General features: G+C 37.8%; 22 protein-coding genes. 5 read left to right on the plus strand and 17 right to left on the minus strand.

From position 1 onward, the window contains the following. The first annotated feature begins 143 nt into the window (after positions 1-143). On the plus strand, positions 144-1,493 hold the full coding sequence (locus ABVM52_RS09545) for a dihydrolipoyl dehydrogenase family protein (protein WP_405379897.1): 1,350 nt from the start codon (positions 144-146) through the stop codon (positions 1,491-1,493). On the opposite strand, the gene ABVM52_RS09550 is transcribed toward ABVM52_RS09545, so the two are convergent. The 6 genes from ABVM52_RS09550 to ABVM52_RS09575 all read right to left on the minus strand — a co-directional run bounded on the left by ABVM52_RS09550 (position 1,490) and on the right by ABVM52_RS09575 (position 12,727). Continuing rightward, positions 1,490-2,293, minus strand: coding sequence for a tryptophan-rich sensory protein (locus tag ABVM52_RS09550; RefSeq protein ID WP_405379899.1), 804 nt, complete (start codon positions 2,291-2,293; stop codon positions 1,490-1,492). The two genes, ABVM52_RS09545 and ABVM52_RS09550, sit on opposite strands and share 4 nt — an antisense overlap. Positions 2,294-2,353: 60 nt before the next feature. Further along, positions 2,354-3,019, minus strand: coding sequence for a ligase-associated DNA damage response endonuclease PdeM (pdeM, locus tag ABVM52_RS09555; RefSeq protein WP_405379901.1), 666 nt, complete (start codon positions 3,017-3,019; stop codon positions 2,354-2,356). A gap of 85 nt (positions 3,020-3,104) precedes the next feature. Next, on the minus strand, positions 3,105-7,442 hold the full coding sequence (locus ABVM52_RS09560; RefSeq protein ID WP_405379903.1) for an endonuclease/exonuclease/phosphatase family protein: 4,338 nt from the start codon (positions 7,440-7,442) through the stop codon (positions 3,105-3,107). A gap of 110 nt (positions 7,443-7,552) precedes the next feature. Continuing rightward, entirely contained in the window at positions 7,553-10,018 is a 2,466-nt protein-coding gene (locus ABVM52_RS09565) for a ligase-associated DNA damage response DEXH box helicase (RefSeq protein ID WP_405379905.1), read from the minus strand. Between the two features lie 4 nt (positions 10,019-10,022). Continuing rightward, positions 10,023-11,705 carry an ATP-dependent DNA ligase gene (locus ABVM52_RS09570; RefSeq protein ID WP_405379907.1) on the minus strand — a complete coding sequence of 561 codons (1,683 nt, stop codon included), beginning with the start codon at positions 11,703-11,705 and terminating at the stop codon, positions 10,023-10,025. Then, positions 11,702-12,727, minus strand: coding sequence for a ligase-associated DNA damage response exonuclease (locus ABVM52_RS09575; RefSeq protein WP_405379909.1), 1,026 nt, complete (start codon positions 12,725-12,727; stop codon positions 11,702-11,704). The genes ABVM52_RS09570 and ABVM52_RS09575 overlap by 4 nt, the downstream gene beginning before the upstream one ends. A 102-nt stretch (positions 12,728-12,829) precedes the next feature. On the opposite strand from ABVM52_RS09575, the gene ABVM52_RS09580 reads away from it, so the two are divergent. After that, on the plus strand, positions 12,830-13,252 hold the full coding sequence (locus ABVM52_RS09580; protein ID WP_405379911.1) for a TerB family tellurite resistance protein: 423 nt from the start codon (positions 12,830-12,832) through the stop codon (positions 13,250-13,252). 47 nt (positions 13,253-13,299) lie between these two features. Here the strand turns inward: ABVM52_RS09580 and fbp are convergent, their stop codons facing one another. Continuing rightward, entirely contained in the window at positions 13,300-14,310 is a 1,011-nt protein-coding gene (gene fbp, locus ABVM52_RS09585) for a class 1 fructose-bisphosphatase (RefSeq protein WP_405379913.1), read from the minus strand. Positions 14,311-14,418: 108 nt separating this feature from the next. On the opposite strand from fbp, the gene ABVM52_RS09590 reads away from it, so the two are divergent. From ABVM52_RS09590 to ABVM52_RS09600, 3 genes are all read left to right on the plus strand, one after another. Continuing rightward, positions 14,419-14,901 (plus strand): GNAT family N-acetyltransferase, encoded by a 483-nt coding sequence (locus ABVM52_RS09590; protein WP_405379915.1) that lies wholly within the window; start codon positions 14,419-14,421, stop codon positions 14,899-14,901. A gap of 41 nt (positions 14,902-14,942) precedes the next feature. Continuing rightward, positions 14,943-16,190 carry an aspartate kinase gene (locus ABVM52_RS09595; RefSeq protein WP_405379917.1) on the plus strand — a complete coding sequence of 416 codons (1,248 nt, stop codon included), beginning with the start codon at positions 14,943-14,945 and terminating at the stop codon, positions 16,188-16,190. Between the two features lie 80 nt (positions 16,191-16,270). Next, the gene (locus tag ABVM52_RS09600) at positions 16,271-18,094 is read left to right on the plus strand and encodes a GNAT family N-acyltransferase (RefSeq protein WP_405379919.1); all 1,824 of its coding nucleotides are present in this window, start codon (positions 16,271-16,273) and stop codon (positions 18,092-18,094) included. 7 nt (positions 18,095-18,101) lie between these two features. Here ABVM52_RS09600 and ABVM52_RS09605 read toward each other — a convergent pair whose 3' ends face one another. The 10 genes from ABVM52_RS09605 to rsmA form a co-directional block, all read right to left on the minus strand. Further along, positions 18,102-18,602 (minus strand): GNAT family N-acetyltransferase, encoded by a 501-nt coding sequence (locus ABVM52_RS09605; RefSeq protein ID WP_405379921.1) that lies wholly within the window; start codon positions 18,600-18,602, stop codon positions 18,102-18,104. 11 nt (positions 18,603-18,613) lie between these two features. Then, entirely contained in the window at positions 18,614-19,102 is a 489-nt protein-coding gene (locus ABVM52_RS09610; protein ID WP_405379923.1) for a DUF6428 family protein, read from the minus strand. Between the two features lie 15 nt (positions 19,103-19,117). Further along, on the minus strand, positions 19,118-19,441 hold the full coding sequence (locus ABVM52_RS09615) for an ArsR/SmtB family transcription factor (protein ID WP_405379925.1): 324 nt from the start codon (positions 19,439-19,441) through the stop codon (positions 19,118-19,120). Between the two features lie 81 nt (positions 19,442-19,522). Beyond that, a complete protein-coding gene (locus tag ABVM52_RS09620) occupies positions 19,523-19,924 on the minus strand; it encodes a TM2 domain-containing protein (RefSeq protein ID WP_405379927.1) in 402 nt (133 codons plus the stop codon). 50 nt (positions 19,925-19,974) lie between these two features. Continuing rightward, entirely contained in the window at positions 19,975-20,361 is a 387-nt protein-coding gene (locus ABVM52_RS09625) for a VOC family protein (RefSeq protein WP_405379929.1), read from the minus strand. Positions 20,362-20,381: 20 nt separating this feature from the next. Beyond that, entirely contained in the window at positions 20,382-20,837 is a 456-nt protein-coding gene (locus ABVM52_RS09630; RefSeq protein ID WP_405379931.1) for a DUF1801 domain-containing protein, read from the minus strand. Positions 20,838-20,913: 76 nt separating this feature from the next. Continuing rightward, entirely contained in the window at positions 20,914-21,855 is a 942-nt protein-coding gene (locus tag ABVM52_RS09635; RefSeq protein ID WP_405379933.1) for a 2-hydroxyacid dehydrogenase, read from the minus strand. A 13-nt stretch (positions 21,856-21,868) separates the two neighbouring features. Then, positions 21,869-22,234 (minus strand): cupin domain-containing protein, encoded by a 366-nt coding sequence (locus ABVM52_RS09640; RefSeq protein WP_405379935.1) that lies wholly within the window; start codon positions 22,232-22,234, stop codon positions 21,869-21,871. Between the two features lie 71 nt (positions 22,235-22,305). After that, positions 22,306-23,658, minus strand: a complete 1,353-nt coding sequence (gene mgtE / locus ABVM52_RS09645) for a magnesium transporter (protein ID WP_405379937.1) — start codon at positions 23,656-23,658, stop codon at positions 22,306-22,308. After that, on the minus strand, positions 23,645-24,511 hold the full coding sequence (gene rsmA, locus ABVM52_RS09650; RefSeq protein WP_405379939.1) for a 16S rRNA (adenine(1518)-N(6)/adenine(1519)-N(6))-dimethyltransferase RsmA: 867 nt from the start codon (positions 24,509-24,511) through the stop codon (positions 23,645-23,647). Before rsmA ends, mgtE begins: the two co-directional genes overlap by 14 nt. Positions 24,512-24,524 lie beyond the last annotated feature (13 nt).

Here is a 24,524-nt window from a genome sequence, read left to right on the forward strand (position 1 = left end):
ATCGAATATGGGTTACATTTTAAACCATAATTGTCAGAACTTCGAATACCATAAAAGATGTAGGTCTTTCCTTAGCGTAAAAATGTGGTTTTACAATTTGGTTCTTATATAAAATACCCTGACCTAAACATAATTAATTACTGATGGAGAAAAAGAAATTTGATGTTTTTGTAATAGGTAGTGGTATTGCCGGCCATACGGTGGCCAAAGCATGTGTAGAAGCAGGAAAGAAAGTGGCCATTGCAGATATTCGTGAGTTTGGAGGTACTTGCGCCAATAGAGGATGTGACCCCAAAAAAGTATTGATCGGTGCCACGGAAGCATTGGAGCAGGCTCAAAATTTAAAAGGAAAGGGATTGCGAACTAAAATCACGATTAATTGGAAGCAATTGCAAAAGTTTAAACAAAGCTTTACCGATAAGATACCTGCGGGGACAGAAAAGGAATTAAAGGATCTTGGAATTAAATTATATCATCAATCCCCTAAATTTTTGAATGAACAAACCCTTTCCGTAGAGGGTAAAACGGTTTTCGCGGAAAAAATTATCATTGCAACTGGCTTGGTGCCAAGACCCCTTTCTATTACGGGAGCCAAACACCTTAAGGTCAGCGACGATTTTTTAGATTTAAAAAAACTGCCCAAACAAATTGTCTTTATTGGAGCAGGGTATATTGCCATGGAATTTGCACATATTGCAGCTAGGGCAGGAGCGGAGGTCACTGTCTTAGATACAGGAAAAAGAGCTTTGAAAGCTTTTGATCCGGACTTGGTGAAGGAACTGACCAAATATTCCGAATCTTTAGGTATTAAATTTATATTTGGAGCTAAGCCCACAGCCTTAAAGAAGAAAAGAAAGCGGTATAAACTTACCTATGAAATTAAAGGTAGCTCCAAAATCATAAAATCCTATGCGGTGTTCAATACTGCCGGTAGGGTGCCTGCAATTAAGGAACTGGAACTGGAGAAAGGTAATGTAGATTTTAATGAAAAGGGCGTTGTTACCAATGGTTATTTGCAAAGTACTAGTAATACCAACGTTTATGCTTGTGGTGATGTTTCGGATAAAAATTTGCCTTTGACTCCATTATCCGGTAGGCAAGGCTATGTGGTTTCCGAGAATATTTTAAAGGGGAATTCCAAGGAACTAAGCGTTCCTGTAATTCCTTCAGTGGTATTTACACTACCCAATTTGGCCACGGTTGGATATTCGGAAAAAGAGGCCCGTGGTAGGTATAAAAAGATAAGGGTAAATTATGATGTAGTACCAGGTTGGTTCAACGCTAAACGCATCAATGCACCGTTGTATGCCTATAAAGTGATTATGAACGATCGTACAGGAGAAATTGTTGGAGCTCATTTGTTGGGACCAAATGCCGGCGAAACAATCAATCTTTTTGCATTGGCCATAAACAAAGGTATGACGGACAAGGATATTAAATCTACCATCTTCACATACCCAAGCTGGGCCAATGATTTAAAGAGTATGGTCTAAGGTTTTTGCCGTAACCGCTCTTGAAGTTTTTTAAACGGATTTGTTCCGCGATTTTTATATCCATGTGCCATGATAGCCAAGAGTAATAGTACACAGCCCGCCAAGGCCGTATTCGCTATGGTAGAAAATGTGTCTTGGTGCCGTATATAAATTGCGAACAAGGCCCAAATGCCTACCGCAGCAAATTCTCTCATGTTCCTTTTCCATACCATAAGCAAGTTCAAAACAATAGCAACTATAATCATATTTACGGTCCAAGCGGTTTCAGAAAGAATGCCACCGTTCCAATCAAGTTTACTCAGATAAGCCGAAATATTTGCTATTGTTGCTACGGATATCCATCCGCTATAAAAACAAATAGGCCACCATACAAAGGCAATGGTAGTTATAGGAGCGTCCCAACGCTCCATATTGGTGTTGAGGATTATTTTGATGAGGGATACTAATATGCCTAGCATAATTAGCACGGAAAGACCGGTATAGTCATAGACAAATGCAAATACCCAACAACAATTTAATATATTGGCTATTGCAAACCAATACCCGGTCTGCTCTATAAAAACACTCTTCTTATTACTAAAAAACGCGCGCCTTACTTGAAATATTCCATAAACCAAAAGTGCTAAGAAAATGACACCCCAAATGGCAAAGGCATAGCCTGCCGGTGTAAACAGATTTTCATAACGTGCACTTATTTCACCAATAGTAGTATTGTTGAACGACATGGATTGGGATATGTAATTGACCCCAATGACCAATAGTACCGATACTAAATTTATAATGGCCAGTCTTTTCTTCATAATACTCAAAGCTATCATGTTAAATTTAGAGAAAAGAACTTATATAAAGAATTAAATGAACTATTTACGATAGCGACGCTTTTTCTTTACTTCTTTAATGGGTACGGGTAGCACCGCGTCACCTAGTAGGGCAAATACTTCGCAACCTTCACAGGGTTCTAGCGTGTAGGTGCCTGTAAACTCACCAAACGCAGGCAAAATCATTTGGTCTATTGTTTTATAAAAGCAAGGTAGTTTAACGGACTGGCGTCCCAATCCACTTAATTTAATAGCAGGGTGAATATGGCCGGAGAAATTAAAAAATCCTTCTCGTTCTTCTGGGTGATGAGTCAATAAAAAAGAATCGATTATCAGTTCAGGAATAACCTTTATTGCTAAAGCCTCATATTTTAAGGGAGATATAATATCATGGTTGCCGCTGACAAGAATAATTTTGGCTGATATTGTTTTTACCCAATCTGCAAAAAGTGCCCATTCTGTATTTAGGGTAGAATGAAATAAATCACCTAAAAAAATAATTGTTTTTGGTTTATAAAGTGCTACTAGGTTGGTTAGTGCAATAAAGTTTTTTTGTACAGCCTTTTGTGGTACAGCAATACCGTGTTTTCTAAAATGGGATATTTTACCAAGGTGTACATCACTTATTAAAAGGGTAGCTATTTCTGTCCAAAAAATAGCACCTGAGTGATCTAAAATGAAATTTTGATTATTAATATTTATATGCATGCGTTATGCAAGGTATAAAAATACCCTTGTACAATAAAAAAAGACCGGCATTGTGCCGGTCTTCAATTTTATTCTAAACTTTTATTTACTCTTTAAGTAAACGAACGGTATTTTTTAATTCATCTTTTTCATAAAAGTTTAAAAAGTAAAGATCCTTGTTAAGACTGCCTAAGTCCAATTCGGTGGATGTCGTTTTCTTTTTAACTTTCCATTCTTGAATGACGATACCGTTTTGGTCAAACAAAACTAATGAAGATTGGTTTGCAACAGGACTGTTAAATGTAACGGTAACATAATTTACAACTGGGTTAGGGTATACCGTTACCGATTCATTGTTTGCCGATTCTGTAGATTCGCAATCTCCAAGTGTATCACCATGGTTAAGGTGAGCCTGGACTGCATTAGCGTTTGTACAGATCATTTTACCATTATGGCACACCATAACTTTATCTAATTTTTTGCCACACCTAACATCTATAACATCAACAGTTATTTCTTTACTAATACTGCAACCTGTAGCGTCGGTTGCAGTAACCGTATATGCCGTTGTAGTTTGGGGGCAAACAGTTATGGTTTCGGTACTTTCTCCGGTACTCCAGTCAAGCATATAATCTCCTTCACCACCTAAAACCTCTAGAACACTGAGCGTTGTACAGCTTTCGGCATCATAACCAAAGTATACAGTTGTGTCTGCTGTAGTATTTATAACCAATTGGTTAGGTTCTACAATGGTAATATACTCTGTAATACTATTTAGCAGAGCATCTGTAATGGTAATACTATAATCGCCTTGTTGTAAGCCTGTTGCGTTGGCTGTACTTGCACCATTGCTCCAAGAATAACGGTATGGGGAAATTCCGCCAGAAACATTAACCGTAGCAGTACCATTATTTTCACCAAAACAAGTTATATCGGTTACGGCAACGCTATCTATAGTGAGCGGTTTTAGTAGCATTCTTACTGATACGGGAAAGTGGTCAGATGCCGTTTGGGTATAGTCATTATCATAAACTTCATAATGAACTTGCGCAGATTGCTCAATATAATTACCACTTAGTTCATTGGACACTAGAATATGATCAATCATATTCTCACGAAAGGCATATGATCTAAACCCTTGTTCACTTAAAACATCGGTTAAAATATCAAAATTAGAGATATCATTTACATAAGCATCGTAAGTAGATAGCGTACTTGAAACATTGTCGGCAACCGTTTCATCCACATCATCATTAAAATCGCCCAAGAGTATTAGATTTTCTTCTGAATAATAAGTGTTTAAACTATCTCTTAGCACCTCTACATCATATTTTCGCATATTATACCGTCCTTGAGAATCACTACTGCTGTTAGCTCTTGCATGCAGAACAACAAAATCATAATCTACGGTAGTGTCATCGATAGTAACATTGGCAGACATTAAAAATGGTAATCTACCACTGGCATAAAATCTATCAGCATCACTTGGGTAGTTTGTAAGAAACGAAGTGTCTCCGCCATTGTAATAAGGGTGTATAGTCTCCAACAATACTTTAGTTTCTGTAACATTTACTATTTCGGTTTTGTAAATGAACCCTACTTTTTGACTTACACCTGGGTCATTAGGATAAGAGGTAGCAGGTGATAGTATATAATCATATCCATTTAATTCACTTACCATAGTGGCGAATAAAGCTTCGTCAGTAATTTCTTGTACAGCTAATACATCTGGCTTAATAAGATTAATTATTGCCTTTACACTGTCTTTTTGAACGGAGTCTGGGTCAGCACTTCCTATAGCTGGTGAATTGCCTTCATCTCCAAACCATTCTATATTCCATGTTGTGATATCTAAAGTTTTATCAGCATCAATTTCTATAGGCAATGCCGGCGCCTCATAAGGTTCTGCACATGCAAGATCTGTTCTATTTCTTGGTAGTAATTGATAAATTTCAAAGAATCTACCAACAACACCTATAACTTCTCCGCAAGTTTCGGGTTGTGCCAAACCGGTTAATGCAGTAACATCATTGTCTATACGAAGTTCTCCATTACCGCTTGTATCGGTAATTAAGTAATTAGAATTACCAAAAAGCAAGTCATTTGGTCTAGGAAAAGTAACATTGGTAATTTTTACTAATTGCCCAGGATATTGTGCCAATTCACTTAAAGTTATTTCTTTAGGTGTGATAGGATTGTTTGGTAATCCGTTATTTATAACCTCGATTACCGGACTAATTTGAATTTGCTCATTAAAAGAACTTCTTGTGCCTACTATTGTTATAGAGTCTCCAACCTGAAAAACTCCTTCGCCATGTACTTTTTCATCAAAGATGGCAATTGCCCCTGTTTCGTCTTGTAGATAAGCTGAACCGGAAAATTCATCTGCCACGGTTAAGACCCCGGTAATGGAAACTAAAGTTCCTTCGGTGGCATTACGTGCAGAATTTATGGTAATATTATCTGGGTTTTCCGTATTTCCATTCCCGCCTCCATAAGTACCAATTGGAAATGGTGATGTGGCAGAACTATTTGTAGTACTTCCATCAAGGACATTTGTACCACTATATGTCCAATTGTCCAACACAAAGCTACCTTTGTTCAGCGTTCCATCTTTTCTATATGCCCAACCATCTAAATACTCCCAAGTTTGTCCTGTACCATCTACATTGATATCGCCAAATGTGTCTATTACTTCATTATTATAGAATAATTCTACAGCATCATCACCATTGATACCAACTGAGCTAGATGTAAAATCTGGAGCAAAACCAAAATAAGTTGTAAATTCTTCGGTCTGGGTTGAAATATAAATATAAGTGTTTGCAGAAACCGCTACTGATGGAAATGTGAATTCTATACCATCTGATCCGCCACCATTGTTTGCAGAGCCAAAACTATATAGACTTAAGTCTGAAATGGATTCGCGAGCATATAGTTCAACTGCTTTTGGGGTTCCACCTGAAAGTGGACCATCAATAATACCCGTAATCAATAAGTCTGGACCGTATGACTTTAAAGGAAAACGACTTGCCGATGTAGCATTGGTCAATTCACCATCTAAGGCATTAGCTCCGCTAAATATCCAATTAGTACTATTAAAACTTCCGTTATTCGCTTCAATGTCATCTTTTCTATATGCCCAGCCATCTAAATATTCCCATGGTGTGCCATTGCCATCTACATTAATATCCCCAAATACATCAATTACGTTACCGTTAAAAAATAGTTCAACCGCATCATCACCATTAATACCTAAAGCTCCTGAAGTGTAATCAGGGTCAAAACCTACATATGCGTTGAAATTATCAACATCTGTAGCTACATAAAAGTATTCCCCTGCTTGAATGGCATCAGATGGAAATGTAAATTCTTGACCGTCTGTACCTCCACCGTTGTTTGCAGAACCTATACCGTAAAGACTTAGATCGGCAATGTCAGCTGTGGCGTAAATTTCAACCGCTTTTGGGGTTCCCCCGGATAGAGGCCCATCTATGACCCCTGTAATAATTAAATTGGCTTCGATAGGAGTGTCCGATATTGTACGTGCACTAGTAGAAAGCCCTGTAGAATATGTACCTGATGCATCTATAGACCAAATTTTATAAAAATATTCAGTATTGGCACTTAGTTCTAAATGATCAAAACTAGTGTTAGCGCCAGTGCTTATGATGGTACTGCCGTCCGGCAACGAATTGCCAATAGCATATGTTTCACCATCGATTAAATTTGCAGTTATAGTATTTGTAGATGTTGCCAATATAATTGCATCGTTATTGGTATTTAATGACCAAGCCAGAGATATGGCATCTGTATCTAAAACAGTGGTATTAAAATTAGAAGGGTTAGCGATTAGGTCAATATTCCCGCCTTCTAAACTGCCAAATGGAAAAGGAAAGGTTGCTGTTGCATTTGATGTTTCGCCATCTAATGCGTTTGCACCACTAAAAGTCCAATTGTCTACAATAAATGTATTCCCATCAGGACCAGTATTATTTTTTCTATATGCCCAACCATCTAGGTATTCCCATGGTGTACCATTGCCATCTATATTGATGTCGCCAAAGACATCTATTACATTACCTTGATAAAAAAGTTCTATGGCATCATCACCGTTTACATTAGCTGCAGAGCTAACATAGTCTGGGGCGAACCCAAGGTAGTTTATAAATTGTGTTTCCTCTGAAGCTATGTAGATAAAACTACCGGCCGTAGCACTTTCTGCAGACAAGGTAAACTCTTCATTATCCGTTCCACCGCCATTATTCGCAGAACCAATACCATATAGACTTAGATCGGTAATGTCGTTGATAACATATAATTCAACCGCTTTTGGGGTTCCTCCGGATAATGGACCATCTATGACGCCACTAATCTTTAAATCTTGTGCAGAAACACTAAAGACTATCATTAACAAATAAAATAGAAAGTAATTTTTTTTCATGTGGGTATGTTATTTACAATTTAACCTTGCAAAGATTTCTTTCTAAATCGTATTAATTGTGTTTTGTGAATTAAGTTTTAGTTAACAAAACAAAACTATTCGGTTAACGGTTATTTGGAAAGAATACTGATCATTCGTTTTATTTTATCTTGAAGTTTTTCACTAGATAATTTCTCCCTACTCATACGGTCGGTGATTAATGGGAAAGAAAACGGAGTTGGTTTTGCACATGCTCTCCAAACGATTTCTTGTGTGGCTATACGTTCTAAAGACAACCGTAAACGCCCTTCTTCCAATTGATGCTCAAAAGTTTCTGTAAAGGCTTGTTGAAATAACAAATTGTCAGGCTCATAATCTCTAAATACATCGAATAATAACTGGGAACTGCTTTGTAAATGTTTCATTTTAATTCCCTTTTTCGGGTAGCCGGTAAATACCATGCCGCTGATAATGGCAACATCACGAAATCTGCGGCGCGCCATTTCCGTAGCATTTAAACTTTTCTGTAAATCATCCAGCATAAAATCTGTTGTAAACAGATCGTTATCCAATACTTGTTGTATATCTATGGGCTGGTCAGATAGTAATTCAAAGCCATAATCATTGAAGGCCAACGAAAAGGTGATAGGTGATAACAAACTAATGCGATAACCTAACAAGCTTCCCATAGCTTCATGTACAAAACGACCTTCAAAAGGGTAGAAGAGGTGATGGTAGCCATCGCGAGTTTTAAAGGTTTCAATTAAAAATTCCGAGGGTTTGGGTACAATACTATCTCTACGTTGTCTTTCAAAAAGTGGAGCCAATGCCCTAATTTCTGCGGACTGATTTTTTACCGGTTCGCCCGAACTATACAATTCATTTCGTAGTAATTCTGACATCTGAGCGGATAGGGTTAACCTACTCCCCATCCAACTAGAGATTTTATTGGTTTTTTTATTGCTGTTACGTACCTGAACAGTCATTTCCTTGATTCGGATAAATTCTAGGTTCCTGCCTGCAAACGTAAATACATCACCCTTGTTCAATTTTGATACGAAGAATTCTTCTATAGACCCTATATAACCACCTTTTTGATATTTTACCGATAAGTTTACATCACCTACAATAGTGCCTATTTGAAATCGATGGCGCATCGCAACACCGCGATTATTCACCTTGAACTTGCCATCTTCTTCAATTTCTACTTTTTTATACTCGTCATAACTCTGTAAACTTTGGCTGCCCATGACCAAAAAGTTCAATAACCATTGCCACTTTTCTTCAGTAAGTGTTTGGTAACAAAATGTCTGCTTTATTTCTTGATAAATTTCTTTAGGATAGAATCCGTCAGAAATCGCCAAAGTGGTTAAGTATTGCAAAAGCACATCATAACTGTTGAGGTAAGGTATGCGGTCTTCAACCGTATTCAATTTCACCGCTTTTTGTAATGCCGAAGCTTCTATGAGTTCAATGGCGTGGGTGGGTAAAAAATAAATGACACTTTCTTTACCGGGACTATGACCACTACGCCCGGCACGTTGTAAAAAACGCGCAACACCTTTGGGTCCGCCAATCTGTACTACTGTTTCTACAGGAGCAAAATCTACTCCCAAGTCTAAACTTGAGGTACAAACCACCGCTTTCAACTGTTCATTTCTAATGGCATTTTCTACCCAAACACGTGTTTCTTTATTAATGCTGCCATGATGCATAGCCATTTCACCCGCATATTCTGGGTGCTTTTCCAAGATTTTTTGAAACCAAATTTCACATTGGCTACGGGTATTGGTAAAGAGTAAAGTGGTCTTGCTATTATTAATAATAGGTACAACATCTTCCAAAAGGTGTAAACCTAAATGACCACGCCATGGAAAGGTTTCCATTTTTTTGGGAATGATACTTTTAACCGTAATCTTTTTGTTGAGTTTGGCTTTTATGAGCACCGAATTTTCTATGGTTTTGGAGTCAATGCCCAGTAAAACCTCTCGCGCCTGTTCTAGATTACCTATGGTTGCAGAGATACCCCAAATTCTCAATTTTGACGAAATATTTTTTAAACGAGATAAGGCAAGTTCCATCTGCACGCCTCTTTTGGTGCCTAAAATTTCATGCCACTCATCGACAACAATGGCAGTGCAATTTTTGAATATTTTATCATAGCCTTTTGTAGCCAATAATAATTGCAGACTTTCTGGTGTGGTAATCAACAGATCGGGCATTTGTTTTTTTTGTTGCGCCCGCTCTTTGGTTGAAGTGTCTCCAGAGCGGATGCCTACGGTCATTTGAGTTCCTAAATCTTGTGTAATGCGTTCTGCCGATTGCTTAATTTCCTGTGATAATGCACGTAGGGGAGTGATCCAAACAGCTTTTAATCCTTTTTTGTGCTTGGTCTTATAATCCGGATTGTTCTTAATATAGTCAAGGACGATAGGGAACCAAAGTGCATAGGTTTTGCCACTACCGGTTGGCGCGTTTAAAAGTCCGTCCTTACCCTGCAGAAAAGCTTTCCAAGTATCTTTTTGAAACTTGAAGGGTTTCCAATGCTGTTGTGCGAACCAGTTTTCTGCAATGTTGTACAATTGGTCTCTGTTCATAAGATTAAGGAATCATCGCTTTTAAATCATCCAAGGTATTTGCCTCTTCAATTTTTTTGTCCGTCCTCCAACGTAAAATTCTTGGAAAGCGGGTTGCCACGCCACTTTTATGTCTTTTAGACAACGCAATACCTTCAAAAGCTATTTCAAATACGTGGTGCGGGGTAACGCTACGTACAGGTCCAAAACGTTCTAGCGTATTCTTTTTTATCCAAGCATCTACTTTTCTGAATTCTGCATCTGTTAGTCCGGAATAGGCTTTTGCAAATGTCACCAATTCCTTTTCTCCTTCTTCGTTATCATTCCAAAGCGCAAAGGTATAATCCGTAAAAAGGTTGCTGCGTCTTCCGTGACCGCGCATGGCATAAGTGAGTACGGCATCTATGGTCAATGGGTCAACTTTCCACTTCCACCAATCGCCTTTTTTTCGTCCTACCAAATACGGGGAATCTTTTCTTTTTAGCATTAAGCCTTCACTGAATTTTTCTCTGGATAATTCTCGTTCTTTAGCCATTTCTTCCCAAGAACTAAAATGCATGGTCTTTGATAAGTGTAGAGGAATATCACTTCGGCTCTGCTCTGTGACCTCGTTTCGGCTTCGCTCAGTGACCTCGCGTTGGTTTCGCTTAGTGGCCTCACTTCGTCTTTGTTCAGTGACCTCATTAAACATATTCTCCAGTAATTTTCTGCGTTCAATAAAGGGTAGTTGACGAATATCTTCTCCTTCCCATTCTAAAAGATCGTAGGTTTTTAAAATAACTGGAACTTTCTTTAATAGTGCCGCTGTTACATTTTTACGACCAATACGTGTTTGTAAATCGTTAAATGTTCCAATTGTTCCATTAGGATAAGGTAGAATTTCACCATCTATGACCGTACCGTTGGGTATGACACCTACAAACTTTTCAAATTCAGGATACTTATCGGTGACCAATTCTTCACCACGGCTCCACACAAATAGTTCATCATTTCTTAAAATTACTTGCGAGCGTATACCATCCCACTTATGTTCTGCTGACCACTCATGAATATCGCCTAAGTCTGAAACTTCACCTTCAATGGCGTAAGCTAAATAGAAAGGGTAGGGTTTTGAAAGGTAATCGCTCTCGTTTTCTTCTAAAATCAGCTCTTGAAAAGTGATTGAGTTTGGGTCCCAATTACCCATAAGCTTATACGCTAAAATATCTTCTTCTATTTCGGTGGCTTTTGCTAAAGCCCGTGTCATTAATTTCTGACTGACCCCAATTCTAAATCCGCCGGTTATTAGCTTGGTAAAGACAAAGCGTTCATAATAATTTAAAACGCTCCAGTTTTCATAGAGATACGCCTTCTTTTCTTCGTCGGTCTTTTTTTTGAGCGCAATCATTTCTTGAAGAAAATCCGTTAGGCTTTTATCGGATGATTGATCAGCCGCCGGAATCACCAGAGCGATGGTTTCGGCTAAATCACCCACAATATGATAGCTTTCCTCAAATAACCATAATGGAATATTGGCCAGTTCAGAGGCCCATTCCCGTAATAAGGTGGTATTTACAGGTCGTGGAGGCCTACGGTGCGATAAGATGGCTATGGTCCAAACTTTATCTACATCACTTGCATTCTTAAAATAGGTGGTAAGCGCTTGTACTTTTACCGTTGTTTTATTAGTACTATCTAATGTCTTTATAAGCTGGGCAAAATTTTTCATACAGCTGCGGTCGATTTTGAAGCTAATGCCGTTTCCGTTTCTTCCTCTCCGTATTGTGTGGCTTCCGTGCGGGCATCATACCCTTGTTCCCTTAAATATTTTGAGAATATATCTGTATATCCATGTGTGCAAATAATTTTATCGGCACCAGTAGCTCCAATACTTTCTAGGAGTCCGCCCCAATCGCAATGATCGCTCAAAACAAAACCTTTGTCAATGGCACGTCTTCTTCGTGCACCCCTAAATGTCATCCACCCACTGGCAGAAGCCGTTACATAGGGCACCATTTTTCTTATCCATGTACTGCCATGTGCGCTTGGTGGTGCCAATACTATATTACCCAGCAATTGTTCTTTCTTTGTTTCTCTGGTAATTAAAGTGGTTTTTGGGAAATCTACCAGTGGTCGCAGTACTTCGGTCATATTTTCAATGGCTCCGTGGGTATAGATTTCACCAATATCTGTATTCAGGTATTTTAACAAGCGTTGCGCTTTGCCTAAACTGTAGCCAAATAAGATTGAGGTTTTGCCTTCAGCTTTATTTTCTGCCCACCAATTATTGATGTTTTCAAAAACTTCTGCTTGGGGAGTCCATTTAAACGCAGGTAGACCAAAAGTACATTCGGTAATGAAGGTATTGCATTTTATGGGTTCATACGGAGTGGATATACCATCGTCTTCTGTCTTGTAATCACCGGAAAATACCCAAACTTCACCTTTATGTTCAACCCTAATTTGTGAAGACCCTATGATATGGCCAGCAGGGTGAAGGCTAAACTTTACATTATTAACGACGAAAGTTTCTCCCCATTCCTTACCGGTTACATTTATTTCCCCTAACCGATGTGAAATAATTGGTACGTTTCTATGATGGGTAATGTAATTTTTATGACCATAACGACTATGGTCTGCATGACCATGGGATATTATGGCCTTGTCTACAGGTTTCCATGGGTCAAGATATACCTTTGCTTTATCGCAATAGATACCCTTACTAGTAAATTGTAAAAGGGGTGTTTTCATAGCTATGGAAAGTTACGAACTTTACGGATAAACAAAGTTGTGGACAAAGTAAACTATGACCTCTAAAAAAATTATATTTGCTCAATAATTAAAAATTACGATATGTCTTTTGCAGATTTATATACTAGTGGTGAGCATAGAAGAAATTTAGCTCATTTTGCCGCACTGGCAACCTTGGCTTCTATTGACGGTGAAATAAGTGCCGAGGAAAAAGCATTATTGGACCGTTTTGCCAGTAAGTTGGATATTACCAAGGCAGAATATGAAGAGGTTCTTAAAAAGGAAAACAAATATCCTATTGATTCTACGCCAGATTCCGAGAAAAGACTTGAGCGTTTATATGACCTGTTCAGAATTATTTATTCTGACCATACCATTGATGACGAAGAAATGATTTTAATAAAAAAGTATGCTATAGGCTTAGGGTTTACCGGTGAAAAAGCAGATAAGGTTATAGAGCGTTCCATCGCCATTTTTGGAGGTAGAATAAATTTTGAGGATTATTTATACCTATTGAAAAACTAACGAATATTGTTCGTTCAAATAAAAAGGGAGCTTATTGCTCCCTTTTTTTAATGATATTTATCTAAGAATTCCTGAAGTTTTAATACCATATTTCGGCTACCACAGAAGAACGGAACCCGCTGGTGCAGTTCTGTAGGTTCAATATCCAAAATTCTGTTTTTACCTCCAATGGCTAATCCATTTGCTTGCTCGGCAAGGAAGGCCATGGGGTTGCATTCATATAACAACCTTAATTTTCCGCTTGCAGTAACACTGCTTTTAGGGTACATGTATATGCCACCTTTGATCATATTTCTATGAAAATCTGAAACCAAAGAACCAATATAACGTGACGTATAAGGTCTATCTTCTTCTTCCATTTGGCAATACTTAATATAATCTTTTACCCCTTGGTGAAAGTGTACATAATTACCTTCGTTAACAGAGTATATGCTACCATTTTCCGGAAATTGCATGTTTGGGTGAGAAAGATAGAATGTACCTAAGGCCGGGTTTAAGGTAAATCCGTTAACACCATCACCTGTGGTGTATACCAGCATGGTAGAAGTGCCATAAACTACATACCCAGCAGCAACTTGTTTATTGCCAGGTTGTAAAAAATCTTCAATGGTTACCGGCGTACCTACCGGGGTAACCCGTCTATAAATGGAAAAAATGGTACCAACCGAAACATTGACATCTATATTTGATGAACCATCCAATGGATCTATTAGAACAATATATTTGTTCTGGTTATTTTTATCATTACTGTTGATGCTAATAAAACTGTCTTCTTCCTCAGAGGCAATACCACAGACAATTTCCCTGTTGCGTAGTGTCTGTATAAATTTGTCGTTTGCAAACAAATCCAACTTTTGTTGGTCTTCACCTTGTACATTGGTTTCACCAACCCCACCTAGTATGTCTATAAGTCCGGCCTTGCTTACCTCATGGTTTACTACTTTTGCCGCTAATCTTATCGCATTGATCAGTTTTGATAATTCTCCAGATGAATATTGAAATGAATCTTGATTTTCAATGATAAACTCTCCAAGGGTTTGGTTTGTTTTAGGTGCCATGCTTTAGTTTATAGTTATTTACAAATATCCGATATTTTGTTAAACGTTCAATTTAGATTTTAATTTCATTTTTTAAATTTATAACTTTGTGTTTTATTTGTAACAATTATGGAATATACAATTAGAGTTGCCCTAAAAGAAGACATGGTACAAGTGCATCAATTGATTCAAGAATTGGCCACTTTTGAAAAGGAAGAAAATGCTGTTGAGGTAAGTGTGCAAGATTTAAAGGAAGATGGTTTTGGTAAACATAAATTGTTTCACTGCTTTGTTGCAGAAAAGAATAACAAAATTGTAGGCATGGCCTTAGTATATCCAAGATATTCTACTTGGAAAGGACCTGTAATTCATTTAGAAGACCTTATTGTGACCGCGGAAATGAGAGGAAGCGGATTAGGAACATCCTTATTGACCGAAGTTGTAAAGTACGGCCATGATCTAGGCGTTAAACGCATTAGTTGGGAGGTGTTGGATTGGAACGAACCAGCTATAGGTTTTTACGAAAGTAAAGGCGCAAACGTTATGCGGGATTGGGATGTTGTTCAATTGGACCAAAAAGGTATTAAGGCATACTTAAACGCCATTGCTTAAGAAAAAGAAAAAGAAAATAATATTATAGATTTAGATTGAATATGAGGGTTTATAAATTCGGGGGAGCATCGGTCAAAGATGCAAATGCCGTTAGAAATGTAGTAAAGGTTTTAAAGGAAGTGGGCTACGACAATACCTTATTGGTTGTTTCTGCCATGGGCAAGACCACAAATGCCATGGAAGATATTATCAATGCCTATTTTCAGGATAAAAATGAAATTCCTTCCAAAGTTGCGGAGTTGGTAGATTATCATCACGGAATTATTTCAGAACTGTTTCCAAATGCACAACATCGCATTTATAATGATTTAAAAATCCTTATTGATGAGATCAATGGCTTTTTGGTGTGGAACAAATCTCCCAATTATAATTTTGTCTATGATCAAATAGTTGGCTATGGAGAGCTCATTTCTACAACTATAATAAGTGCATATTTAAAAGAAATTGGTATTGCCAATAATTGGTTAGATGTGCGCCATTTTATAAAAACCGATAGTGTTTATAGAGATACTACGGTTAATTGGGACCGCACCCAGGAAAATGTTACCAAGATCGATAAAAAAGTCTTGAATATTACTCAGGGTTTTTTAGGTAGTGACGATAACAATTTTACCACTACATTGGGCCGTGAGGGTTCTGATTATACTGCTGCAATTTTAGCGTATTGCCTTAACGCAGATTCCGTTACCATCTGGAAAGATGTTCCCGGCGTCTTAAATGCGGATCCCAGATATTTTAAGGAGACTCAACTGCTAAACAATATTTCTTATAGAGAAGCTATTGAATTGGCCTTTTATGGGGCATCTGTTATACACCCTAAAACCTTACAGCCCCTTCAAAGAAAAGAAATACCATTACATGTAAAATCTTTTGTAAACCCTACCAACAAAGGTACTACCGTAGGTAAAGGTGTGGGTATTGAGCCAAAAGTACCTTGCTTTATCGTTAAAAAGAACCAGGTGTTGATGAAGTTATCATCTTTGGACTTCTCTTTTATCGTTGAAGATAGTATCAGTGAGCTTTTTAAATTGTTTCACGAGCACAAGATAAAGGTAGACTTGATTCAAAATTCGGCCATTAGCTTTTCTGTATGTGTGGATAACAAATTTGGCGGACTGGAAAAATTATTACAACAGCTCAGAAGCAAATTCAAAGTAGCCTACCATGAAAATGTTTCATTATATACCATACGCCATTTTGATACTACAGCGTTGGAAACTTTACAAAATGGCCATGAACTGCTTTTAGAGCAAAGAGGTAAAGAAACTGTACAGCTTGTAGTAAAGTAATTACCGGCTCTAATTAAGGTTTTTAAGGAGCGCCCCTGCTGCTATTTTTCTATATTTACGGTTTAAATGAGAATGATAATATGGGTCTAGTTACCGCTAAAGAAATAGCCAAAGCGATCAATCTCACCAAATATGGGGTGTTAGGGACGTTTATCGGTTGGGTGTTAATGAAAGTTACCCGAATATCAAGTGTCAATAAGTTTTATGATTCCATTGCACATCTGGAGGGTGAAGCCTTCGCAGATGCAATTTTGGAACACTTTGAAATTGATTACGAAATACCGGAGGAAGATTATAAACGACTTCCAAAAGAAGGACCGTATGTTACCATCAGTAATCATCCATTGGGTGCCATTGATGGTATTTTACTTTTTAAATTAATGCTAAAGCAAAGGCCAGATTATAAGATTATGGCCAATTTTTTGTTACAGCGCATGGCACCTTTATCTCCCTATATTCTGCCGGTTAATCCATTTACGGAACATAAGGAGGCCAAAAGTAGTGTTGCAGGATTTAAAAATACGTTGCAACATTTGAGAAACGGACATGTAATTGGCGTTTTTCCTGCGGGAGAGGTATCTACCATTAAAGACGGTAAACTTATTGTAGACAAGCCTTGGGAAGAGGCCGTTTTAAAATTAATACGTAAGGCAGAGGTGCCTGTGGTACCAATTTATTTTCATGCCCGTAACAGCTCTTTGTTTTATCGTATATCCAAATTTGGGGATTCTCTGCGTACGGCCATGATTCCTTCCCAAGTTTTTACCCAGAACAATAGGCCCATAAAAGTGAGAATAGGTCAGCCTATATCCGTAGCTACCCAAAAGGAACAGGAAAGTTTGGTTGAATACACGGAACTTTTGCGTCGTAAAACGTATATCCTTTCCAATGCGTATGAAAAGGAACGTTTGATCGATCAAATACCTTCCTCCCTTAAATTGCCCAAACAACCAAAAAAAATAGCTTCTGCCGTGCGCAAAGAGGTTATGGAGGGGGAGATTGATAAGCTTAGGGAAAAAGATTGTCGTTTGCTACAAAGTAAAAATTATGAAGTATTCTTGGCCAAGGAGAAAGATATGCCCTTTATCCTAAAGGAAATTGGTAGACAGCGCGAAGTAACCTTTAGGGCAATAGGGGAGGGCACCAATAAGGCCATTGATCTAGATACGTTCGATTCTTATTATCATCATCTTTTTTTGTGGGATGATAATGCCAAGTGTATAGTTGGGGCTTACCGTATGGGTATGGGTTCAGAGATTTTTCCAAAATATGGTATAGACGGGTTTTACGTGCAAGACCTTTTTAGGGTAGAGCCAGAATTGTATGATATGATGCAGGATTCCATTGAAATGGGTAGGGCCTATATTACCAAAGAATATCAGCAAAAACCAATGCCCTTATTTTTGTTATGGAAGGGTATTGTGCATACCACGTTAAGATTTCCGGAACACAAATACCTTATTGGTGGTGTAAGTATCAGCAATCAGTTTTCAAATTTTTCCAAATCCTTAATGATAGAGTTTATGAAGTCCAATTATTGGGATCCATATGTTGCCCAATATATTAGGCCCAAAAAGGAATTCAAGGTAAAATTAAAAGATGCCGATAAGGAATTTGTATTTGATGAAACCCAAGCAGATTTAAATAAATTTGATAGGTTGATAGATGAGGTTGAACCGGGTAGTTTGCGTTTACCTGTACTTATTAAGAAATATATAAAGCAGAATGCAAAAGTAGTGGCATTCAATGTAGATCCCTTATTCAATAACTCAGTAGACGGGTTGATGTACATTAAAATTTCAGATTTGCCAGAAAGTACCGTAAAACCTGTAATGGAAGAATTTCAGGCAGAATTGGAACGTAGATTGCAAGAGGCTCAAAATACCGATCATGAAGAAAAATAGGGATAGTTTAATCTACCCCTACCACCTTGCTCCTTCGCTCAAAAAGTACGTTATCCATCCATTTACCCTTTAATTTTCCAACACGTTCCCGTATTCCTATTTGTCTAAAACCAACGGCTTTATGTACTTTTATACTGCCATGGTTGGTAGGGAACACGCCAGATTGTAAGGTCCATATTCCCTCTTCTTCACTCTGTTGTATCAAATGCATTAAAAGCTGTTTGCCTATACCTTTTCCTCTGCTAGATTGCGATACATATACACTAACCTCTGCAACGCCACCATAGACACATCTACTAGAAACGGGGGACAATGCTGCCCAACCTAGTATGCTATCATCTTTTGTAGCTACCAACCTACACGTTTGCAAGTGTGCCTTGTCCCAAGATTCATAAGTGGGAATGTTGGTTTCAAATGTGGCAACGCCCGTAGCTATACCTTCTGCGTATATAGCAGCTACGGATTTCCAATCTGTAGCTGACATTGGTCTTATTGTTATTTCTGCCATCGCTCAAAGTATTAACAGCAACCGCTATCTGGAGCACATGTGGTTTCCATGGTCTGTGCTGAAGTTTCTGGTACGCCACAAGTTTCCTTGGCCTTACAATCTGTCTTTTCAACTCCTAAATGAAATAAGACCGTATCATCTTTAATTTGATGTCCTAAAACAAATAATTGCGCTGTGTGGAAGGTTGCATTGCTATATTCAAATTTGACTTCCACATTTTTTTCCATGGGTTTTATTTTATCCACCTTGTTCAGTATGGCCAACGCTTTATAAGCGGACATATAATCTCTTTTACCTATTTCTGATGGACTTTCCCATAATTGAATGATCGTTTCTTTCCATGCATCTGTTCCGGCACCACAATCCACAGCATCAATACTAATATTCTTGACCTCGGTGATGTGATAATTTGCACCTACCAGTGCTCCCGGTTGATATTCAAAGACTAAAGATTTGTTGGTGTTCTCTTTTAATAGTTCTAAAAATTCCGATGTTTTCATGTATAAAAATTTTAATTAGCAACAATTGTTTTTGGTCGTATTAAAAAAGGAATTGACCATTTTTTGGATTTCTGCCCAACGTTCTAAATCAATACAGTAACAAACTTTTTTACCTTCAATTTCCCCCTTTATTAAATTAATACTCTTTAACTCTTTAAGGTGTTGGGATATAGTGGGTTGGGCCAAGCCAATCTCATCTACAATATCATTGCAAATACAAGAATCTTGTTGGCTTATATATTGTAAAATGGCAATTCTTGCAGGATTTGATAAAACCTTGAACAAGATGGCCAGTTCATTCTGTTTGGTATTAAAAATTTGTGTTTTTGTAACTCCCATTGTAATATTTATATATTGCAATATTACGATAATAATTTAGATAAAAAAAGCCGAGTAGTTAAATAACTCGACTTTAAGATGTTAGAACCAAGGTTTTCTACCTACTTGGTAGGTGTTGTAAAACTCTTCATCAGATTTTGTTAAATAGATGATGCCTTCAATAAGACCAATAATACCCATGGCTGAAGCACCGATTCCACAAGTAAAAAATCCTATTACTAGAGTAACGGCCAACATTATAATACCTTCTTTTTGATACCCTAATATAAATTTATGAATACCTAAACAACCCAGTATAATGGCTATAATACCGGCTAACATTTTTTTATTTTCACCTCCAGCTCCACTAAAGGCTTCTCTAGCGCCCGCAGTAAATTCATCTGCGGTTTTCTTGGCGTTTTCACTGAACTCGTTTGCAGATTCTTTTGCGTTGTCAAAGGCATCTTCTGCCTTATCTCCAAAATCTTTGTTTTCTTCTGACATGGTTATAATTGTTGGTTATTATGGTTATAAATGTAAAGAAATATTAATGATTACAAAAATGCTTTATCAATTGGTTCCCAGAGTTCTAACTTATTGCCGTCCGGGTCTAAAATCCAACCAAATTTACCATATTCAAACTCCTCAATTTCACCTATTACGGTAACGCCTTCTTTTTTTAAAACTTCCAATAGTTCTACAAGGTTTTCAACCCTGAAATTCATCATAAAGCTAGACTGGCTAGGCTTAAAATAGGTGGTATCTTCATTCATAGGGCTCCATTGGGTGGAGCAATCGTTCCCTTCTTTGTCTTTCCACCAAAATGTACAACCGTATTGGTCCGTATTCAATCCTAAATGGGTATGGTACCAATCCTTAATTTTATTTGGGTCCTTGGTCTTGAAAAAAAATCCTCCTAGACCGGTTACTCTTTTCTTCATACGATATGTTTTAGTGGTATCTATTTTTTAATGTTTTGTTCATATAGTGCAATCCATGACTCGGCACTCATTTTTGTACATAGCTGTCCTATAAGTTGGTAAGGAATGTCATCCATTTTTTTAAATCGGATACAACTTTTGCCCATGTCCAGTTTCTGGGCCGTATGCTTGGGAAATTCATTAACGAACCAAGACATTATATTTTTATCCGCATAGATACCCGAATGATACAGGGCTATGTAATTTTTTTGAGAAGCCAAATTAATAAAAGGTAAGGGGAGTTCTGGTTTTACATGATAACCTGGCGGATATATAGCATGTGGAACCACATAACCTAGCATACCGTAACTAAGTTGTTCTTCAAATTCTTCTGGTAAGTTCTCTAGTATTATAGCCCTTAATTTCTCAATAACCGTTTTGCGTTCCACAGGAAGTTGCTCTATATATTCTTCTGGTGTACTTGCGGTATATTTCATGGTTAGTACATTTTAGGTCATAGGTGGTTGAGACTTAAAGCCAGTAGGAAGTTATGAAAATAAATGGACAGTTACCCTAGCAAAATTTATTTCTAACCTTATCCACCACCGTTTGGGCAAGTTTAAGTTTGCTCTCCACGGTCCACCCCGCCACATGGGGAGAGAGAATAACATTGTCCGCATTAACCAAATATTGAAATGCATCCGGTAATTTGTCATCTGTGAACATATGCTCAAAAGAGGTTTTTTCGTACTCCAATACATCTAGACCTGCGCCTAAGATTTTTCCCGATCTTAAAGCTGATACCAAATCTTGGGTATCTATACATTTACCCCTTGCGGTGTTTATGATCCAAAAAGGTTTTTTAAATTTTTCAATAAACTCCGTTTGGAACATACCTACCGTTAGCTCGGTCTGTGGTACATGAAGACTAATGACATCTACCCGGTTTTGAAATTCCATTATACCAACCTGTCTTGCGTGTTCATCTTCAACACCTCCTTTTATATCGTAACAAATTACTTCTTCCACATCAAAGCCTTTTAATTTCTTGGCAAAGGCCTTACCCATATTTCCATAACCGATAATACCAACCACTTTTCCTTCTAACTCTAAGCCTCTATTGCCTTCCCTGTCCCATTTTCCGTTTCTTACTTCACGGTCTGCCTTGTTCAACTTGTTAAATAGGGAAAGCAACATACCCAGTGCATGTTCCCCAACCGCATTACGATTTCCTTCCGGTGCGGCGGCCAAATAGATTCCCAAGGATTTGGCATACTGTGTATCTATATTCTCTAGTCCGGCACCAAGCCTACCAATAAATTTGAGGTTTTTGGCTTTATCCAAAAAATCAGCGTCAATGGTGAACCTGCTACGGATAATAAGCCCGTCATATTCAGCAATTTTTGCGGTTATCTCTTCTTTGGTAGAAGTATAATCCTCATGATTCTCAAAGCCTAGTTCAGAAAATTGCTCAATGATAAGGGGATGGTTAATGTCTACATGTAATACTTTCATCTTCTATGGGGGGTTAAATTTTGGGGTAGTCCGTTTTAGTTACTTCATGTTTTGTTTGGCCCGTATGTTGCGTACTTAATTTTTCAAACAAAAGCACTTGGACTATTTCTCCGTTTTTTGTCATAGGGCAATGCGCTATACCTTTAGGTACAATAATAACTTCACCTTGTCTTACTACCTCCGTACGGTCCTTGAACTGCATATACAGGGTGCCTTTTTGAACATGAAAGAGTTCATCCTCGTTTTCATGGGTATGCCAAACAAATTCACCTTTTAATTTTGCCAATAGTACTTGCATGTCATCTACCACACCTATTTGATGCGGGTGCCAGAATGAATCTATTTGTTCAAATTTATCGTTGAGATTTATTTTTTTCATTTACCTAGTTAAATGTGTCGCTGAAATATCATGAAATACTACAGATCGTATAGCTTGGTGAACATAATTTTCTATATGCCAAGAATGAGCTTGGCTATGGAGAAGTAAATCAATATACCAAATATATCATTGCTGGTAGTTATAAACGGACCAGTTGCAATTGCAGGGTCTATACCGCGTTTGTCCAGAAACAAGGGAACAAATGTTCCAATAAAGCCAGCTACAATAATAACCGCAATAAGCGAAATGGAGATTGCCAAAGATGTTAGGAAATCTCCTTTCCATATCCATGTGAAAATTAATAATAAACAAGAAAGGATAAAACCATTTAATAAAGCCAACAGCATTTCTTTGATCAACCTATCGCTTATACTGCCTTTGATATCGTCATTGGCCAAACCCTGTACTATAATTGCGCTAGATTGCACACCAACATTACCGGCCATAGCAGCAATAAGTGGTGTAAACAAGAACAATACCGTGTATTCCCTGAACATTTCTTCAAAACCGCCCATAATGACCGCTGCCGCAGCACCACCAAATAATCCTAAGATCAACCACGGTAGTCTTGCCCTAGTAAGTTCCCAAATGCTGGCATCTGCCTCTACCCCTTGAGATATACCTGCAGCCATTTGATAATCGCGCTCAGCCTCTTCCTTGATCACATCAACAATATCATCAATGGTTATACGGCCAACCAACCTGCCTATTTCATCTATTACAGGTATGGCTTCCAAATCATACTTGCTCATTATACGTGCAACTTCTTCCGGGTCTTCGTTTACGTTTACCGAATCTACATTCTTTATAAAAACATCTTTAATGTGTGTTTTGGTAGAGGTGGTCAATAAATCTTTCAACGATAATCTACCCTTAAGCTTATCTTCATCATCTACCACATAAATAGAGTGCACACGGGTAACATTTTCGGCTTGCGACCTCATTTCCTTAACACAAGTAAGTACGTTCCAATTCTCATTGACCTTTACAAGCTCTTTTGCCATGAGTCCACCTGCAGAGTTTTCGGCATAACGTAAAAGGTCTACAATATCCTTGGCATGCTCCCGGTCCTCTATTTTGGAAATGACTTCCTGTACCTGTTCTTTTGGAAGCTCACCAATAATATCGGCAGCATCATCCGTATCAAGTTCGCCAAGCTCACTGGCAATTTCCTTGGAGGAAAGGTTTCGTAAAATAGCTTCACGGACATCCTCATCCAACTCGGTAAGAATATCGGACGTTTTATCACTATCCAATAATTTTATCAAGTAGGTTGCCTCATCATCATCCAGTTCATTAATGATTTCGGCAATATCGGCATAATGAACATCTTGTAACAAAGTATTTAATTCAGCATCATTTCTATTTTCAATGAGCTGTTCTATATGTTGTACAAGTTCTTCTGTAAGTTTAAAGGGTGTCATCCGCTATCTTCTTCGTCAAGGCTATAAAATCTTCGACCGACAGTTGTTCTGGTCGTTGGTCAAATATAGTATCTTCTTTGAGAATATCTGAAAGAGTAAAGGTTTTTAAACTGTTACGTAAGGTCTTTCTACGTTGGTTAAATGCCGTTTTTACGACTCTTTTAAACAATTGTTCATCACAAGGAAGGTGATAATTGGTTTTTCTGACCATGCGTAGAACGCCAGACTGTACTTTTGGTGGAGGGTCAAAAACCTCTGGTGGAACCGTAAAAAGATATTCGTTATCATAAAAGGCCTGGGCAATGACAGAGAGAATGCCATATGTTTTGCTGCCTTCCTGTGCACAGATACGTTCTGCCACTTCTTTTTGGAACATTCCGGAAAACTCAGGCACCAGGTCACGGTGCTCTAACATTTTAAAGACGATTTGGGTAGATATGTTATAAGGGAAGTTACCTGTTATACCAAAAGGTTGGTTGTTGAACAGTGCGTTTAGGTCATAATTTAGGAAATCTGCCTCTATCACTTTAAAAGATCCTTTACCTTGTAAAAGGGTAAAATGTTCTAACGGAAAGGTTTCGTTTAAATATTTTATGGATTCTGTATCTAGATCCATTGCCACCAAATTAATTTCCCTAGCTAACAAATATTTGGTCAATACCCCGGTACCCGGACCAATTTCTATAACATTGTCATATCCTTTTTGTAAAAGAGTATCTGCAATTTGCTTTGCTATAGCTTCATCTTTTAAAAAATGTTGGCCTAAATGTTTTTTTGCTTTAACGGGACCTTTATCATGGTGCTTTTTAGAAGCGTATTTATTATTTTTATTTTTTTTCCGTTTTGTCCCCATCTTAATTGTTTAA

It is taken from the genome of Maribacter sp. LLG6340-A2 (assembly GCF_045057105.1).
Lineage (GTDB): Bacteria > Bacteroidota > Bacteroidia > Flavobacteriales > Flavobacteriaceae > Maribacter.

Excerpts from the sequence above, each read along its gene's own strand:
- ABVM52_RS09545 (WP_405379897.1), top strand. The coding sequence starts at position 144 with ATGGAGAAAAAGAAATTTGATGTTTTTGTAATAGGTAGTGGTATTGCC.
- ABVM52_RS09550 (WP_405379899.1), bottom strand. The coding sequence starts at position 2,293 with ATGAAGAAAAGACTGGCCATTATAAATTTAGTATCGGTACTATTGGTC.
- pdeM (WP_405379901.1), bottom strand. The coding sequence starts at position 3,019 with ATGCATATAAATATTAATAATCAAAATTTCATTTTAGATCACTCAGGT.
- ABVM52_RS09560 (WP_405379903.1), bottom strand. The coding sequence starts at position 7,442 with ATGAAAAAAAATTACTTTCTATTTTATTTGTTAATGATAGTCTTTAGT.
- ABVM52_RS09565 (WP_405379905.1), bottom strand. The coding sequence starts at position 10,018 with ATGAACAGAGACCAATTGTACAACATTGCAGAAAACTGGTTCGCACAA.
- ABVM52_RS09570 (WP_405379907.1), bottom strand. The coding sequence starts at position 11,705 with ATGAAAAATTTTGCCCAGCTTATAAAGACATTAGATAGTACTAATAAA.
- ABVM52_RS09575 (WP_405379909.1), bottom strand. The coding sequence starts at position 12,727 with ATGAAAACACCCCTTTTACAATTTACTAGTAAGGGTATCTATTGCGAT.
- ABVM52_RS09580 (WP_405379911.1), top strand. The coding sequence starts at position 12,830 with ATGTCTTTTGCAGATTTATATACTAGTGGTGAGCATAGAAGAAATTTA.
- fbp (WP_405379913.1), bottom strand. The coding sequence starts at position 14,310 with ATGGCACCTAAAACAAACCAAACCCTTGGAGAGTTTATCATTGAAAAT.
- ABVM52_RS09590 (WP_405379915.1), top strand. The coding sequence starts at position 14,419 with ATGGAATATACAATTAGAGTTGCCCTAAAAGAAGACATGGTACAAGTG.
- ABVM52_RS09595 (WP_405379917.1), top strand. The coding sequence starts at position 14,943 with ATGAGGGTTTATAAATTCGGGGGAGCATCGGTCAAAGATGCAAATGCC.
- ABVM52_RS09600 (WP_405379919.1), top strand. The coding sequence starts at position 16,271 with ATGGGTCTAGTTACCGCTAAAGAAATAGCCAAAGCGATCAATCTCACC.
- ABVM52_RS09605 (WP_405379921.1), bottom strand. The coding sequence starts at position 18,602 with ATGGCAGAAATAACAATAAGACCAATGTCAGCTACAGATTGGAAATCC.
- ABVM52_RS09610 (WP_405379923.1), bottom strand. The coding sequence starts at position 19,102 with ATGAAAACATCGGAATTTTTAGAACTATTAAAAGAGAACACCAACAAA.
- ABVM52_RS09615 (WP_405379925.1), bottom strand. The coding sequence starts at position 19,441 with ATGGGAGTTACAAAAACACAAATTTTTAATACCAAACAGAATGAACTG.
- ABVM52_RS09620 (WP_405379927.1), bottom strand. The coding sequence starts at position 19,924 with ATGTCAGAAGAAAACAAAGATTTTGGAGATAAGGCAGAAGATGCCTTT.
- ABVM52_RS09625 (WP_405379929.1), bottom strand. The coding sequence starts at position 20,361 with ATGAAGAAAAGAGTAACCGGTCTAGGAGGATTTTTTTTCAAGACCAAG.
- ABVM52_RS09630 (WP_405379931.1), bottom strand. The coding sequence starts at position 20,837 with ATGAAATATACCGCAAGTACACCAGAAGAATATATAGAGCAACTTCCT.
- ABVM52_RS09635 (WP_405379933.1), bottom strand. The coding sequence starts at position 21,855 with ATGAAAGTATTACATGTAGACATTAACCATCCCCTTATCATTGAGCAA.
- ABVM52_RS09640 (WP_405379935.1), bottom strand. The coding sequence starts at position 22,234 with ATGAAAAAAATAAATCTCAACGATAAATTTGAACAAATAGATTCATTC.
- mgtE (WP_405379937.1), bottom strand. The coding sequence starts at position 23,658 with ATGACACCCTTTAAACTTACAGAAGAACTTGTACAACATATAGAACAG.
- rsmA (WP_405379939.1), bottom strand. The coding sequence starts at position 24,511 with ATGGGGACAAAACGGAAAAAAAATAAAAATAATAAATACGCTTCTAAA.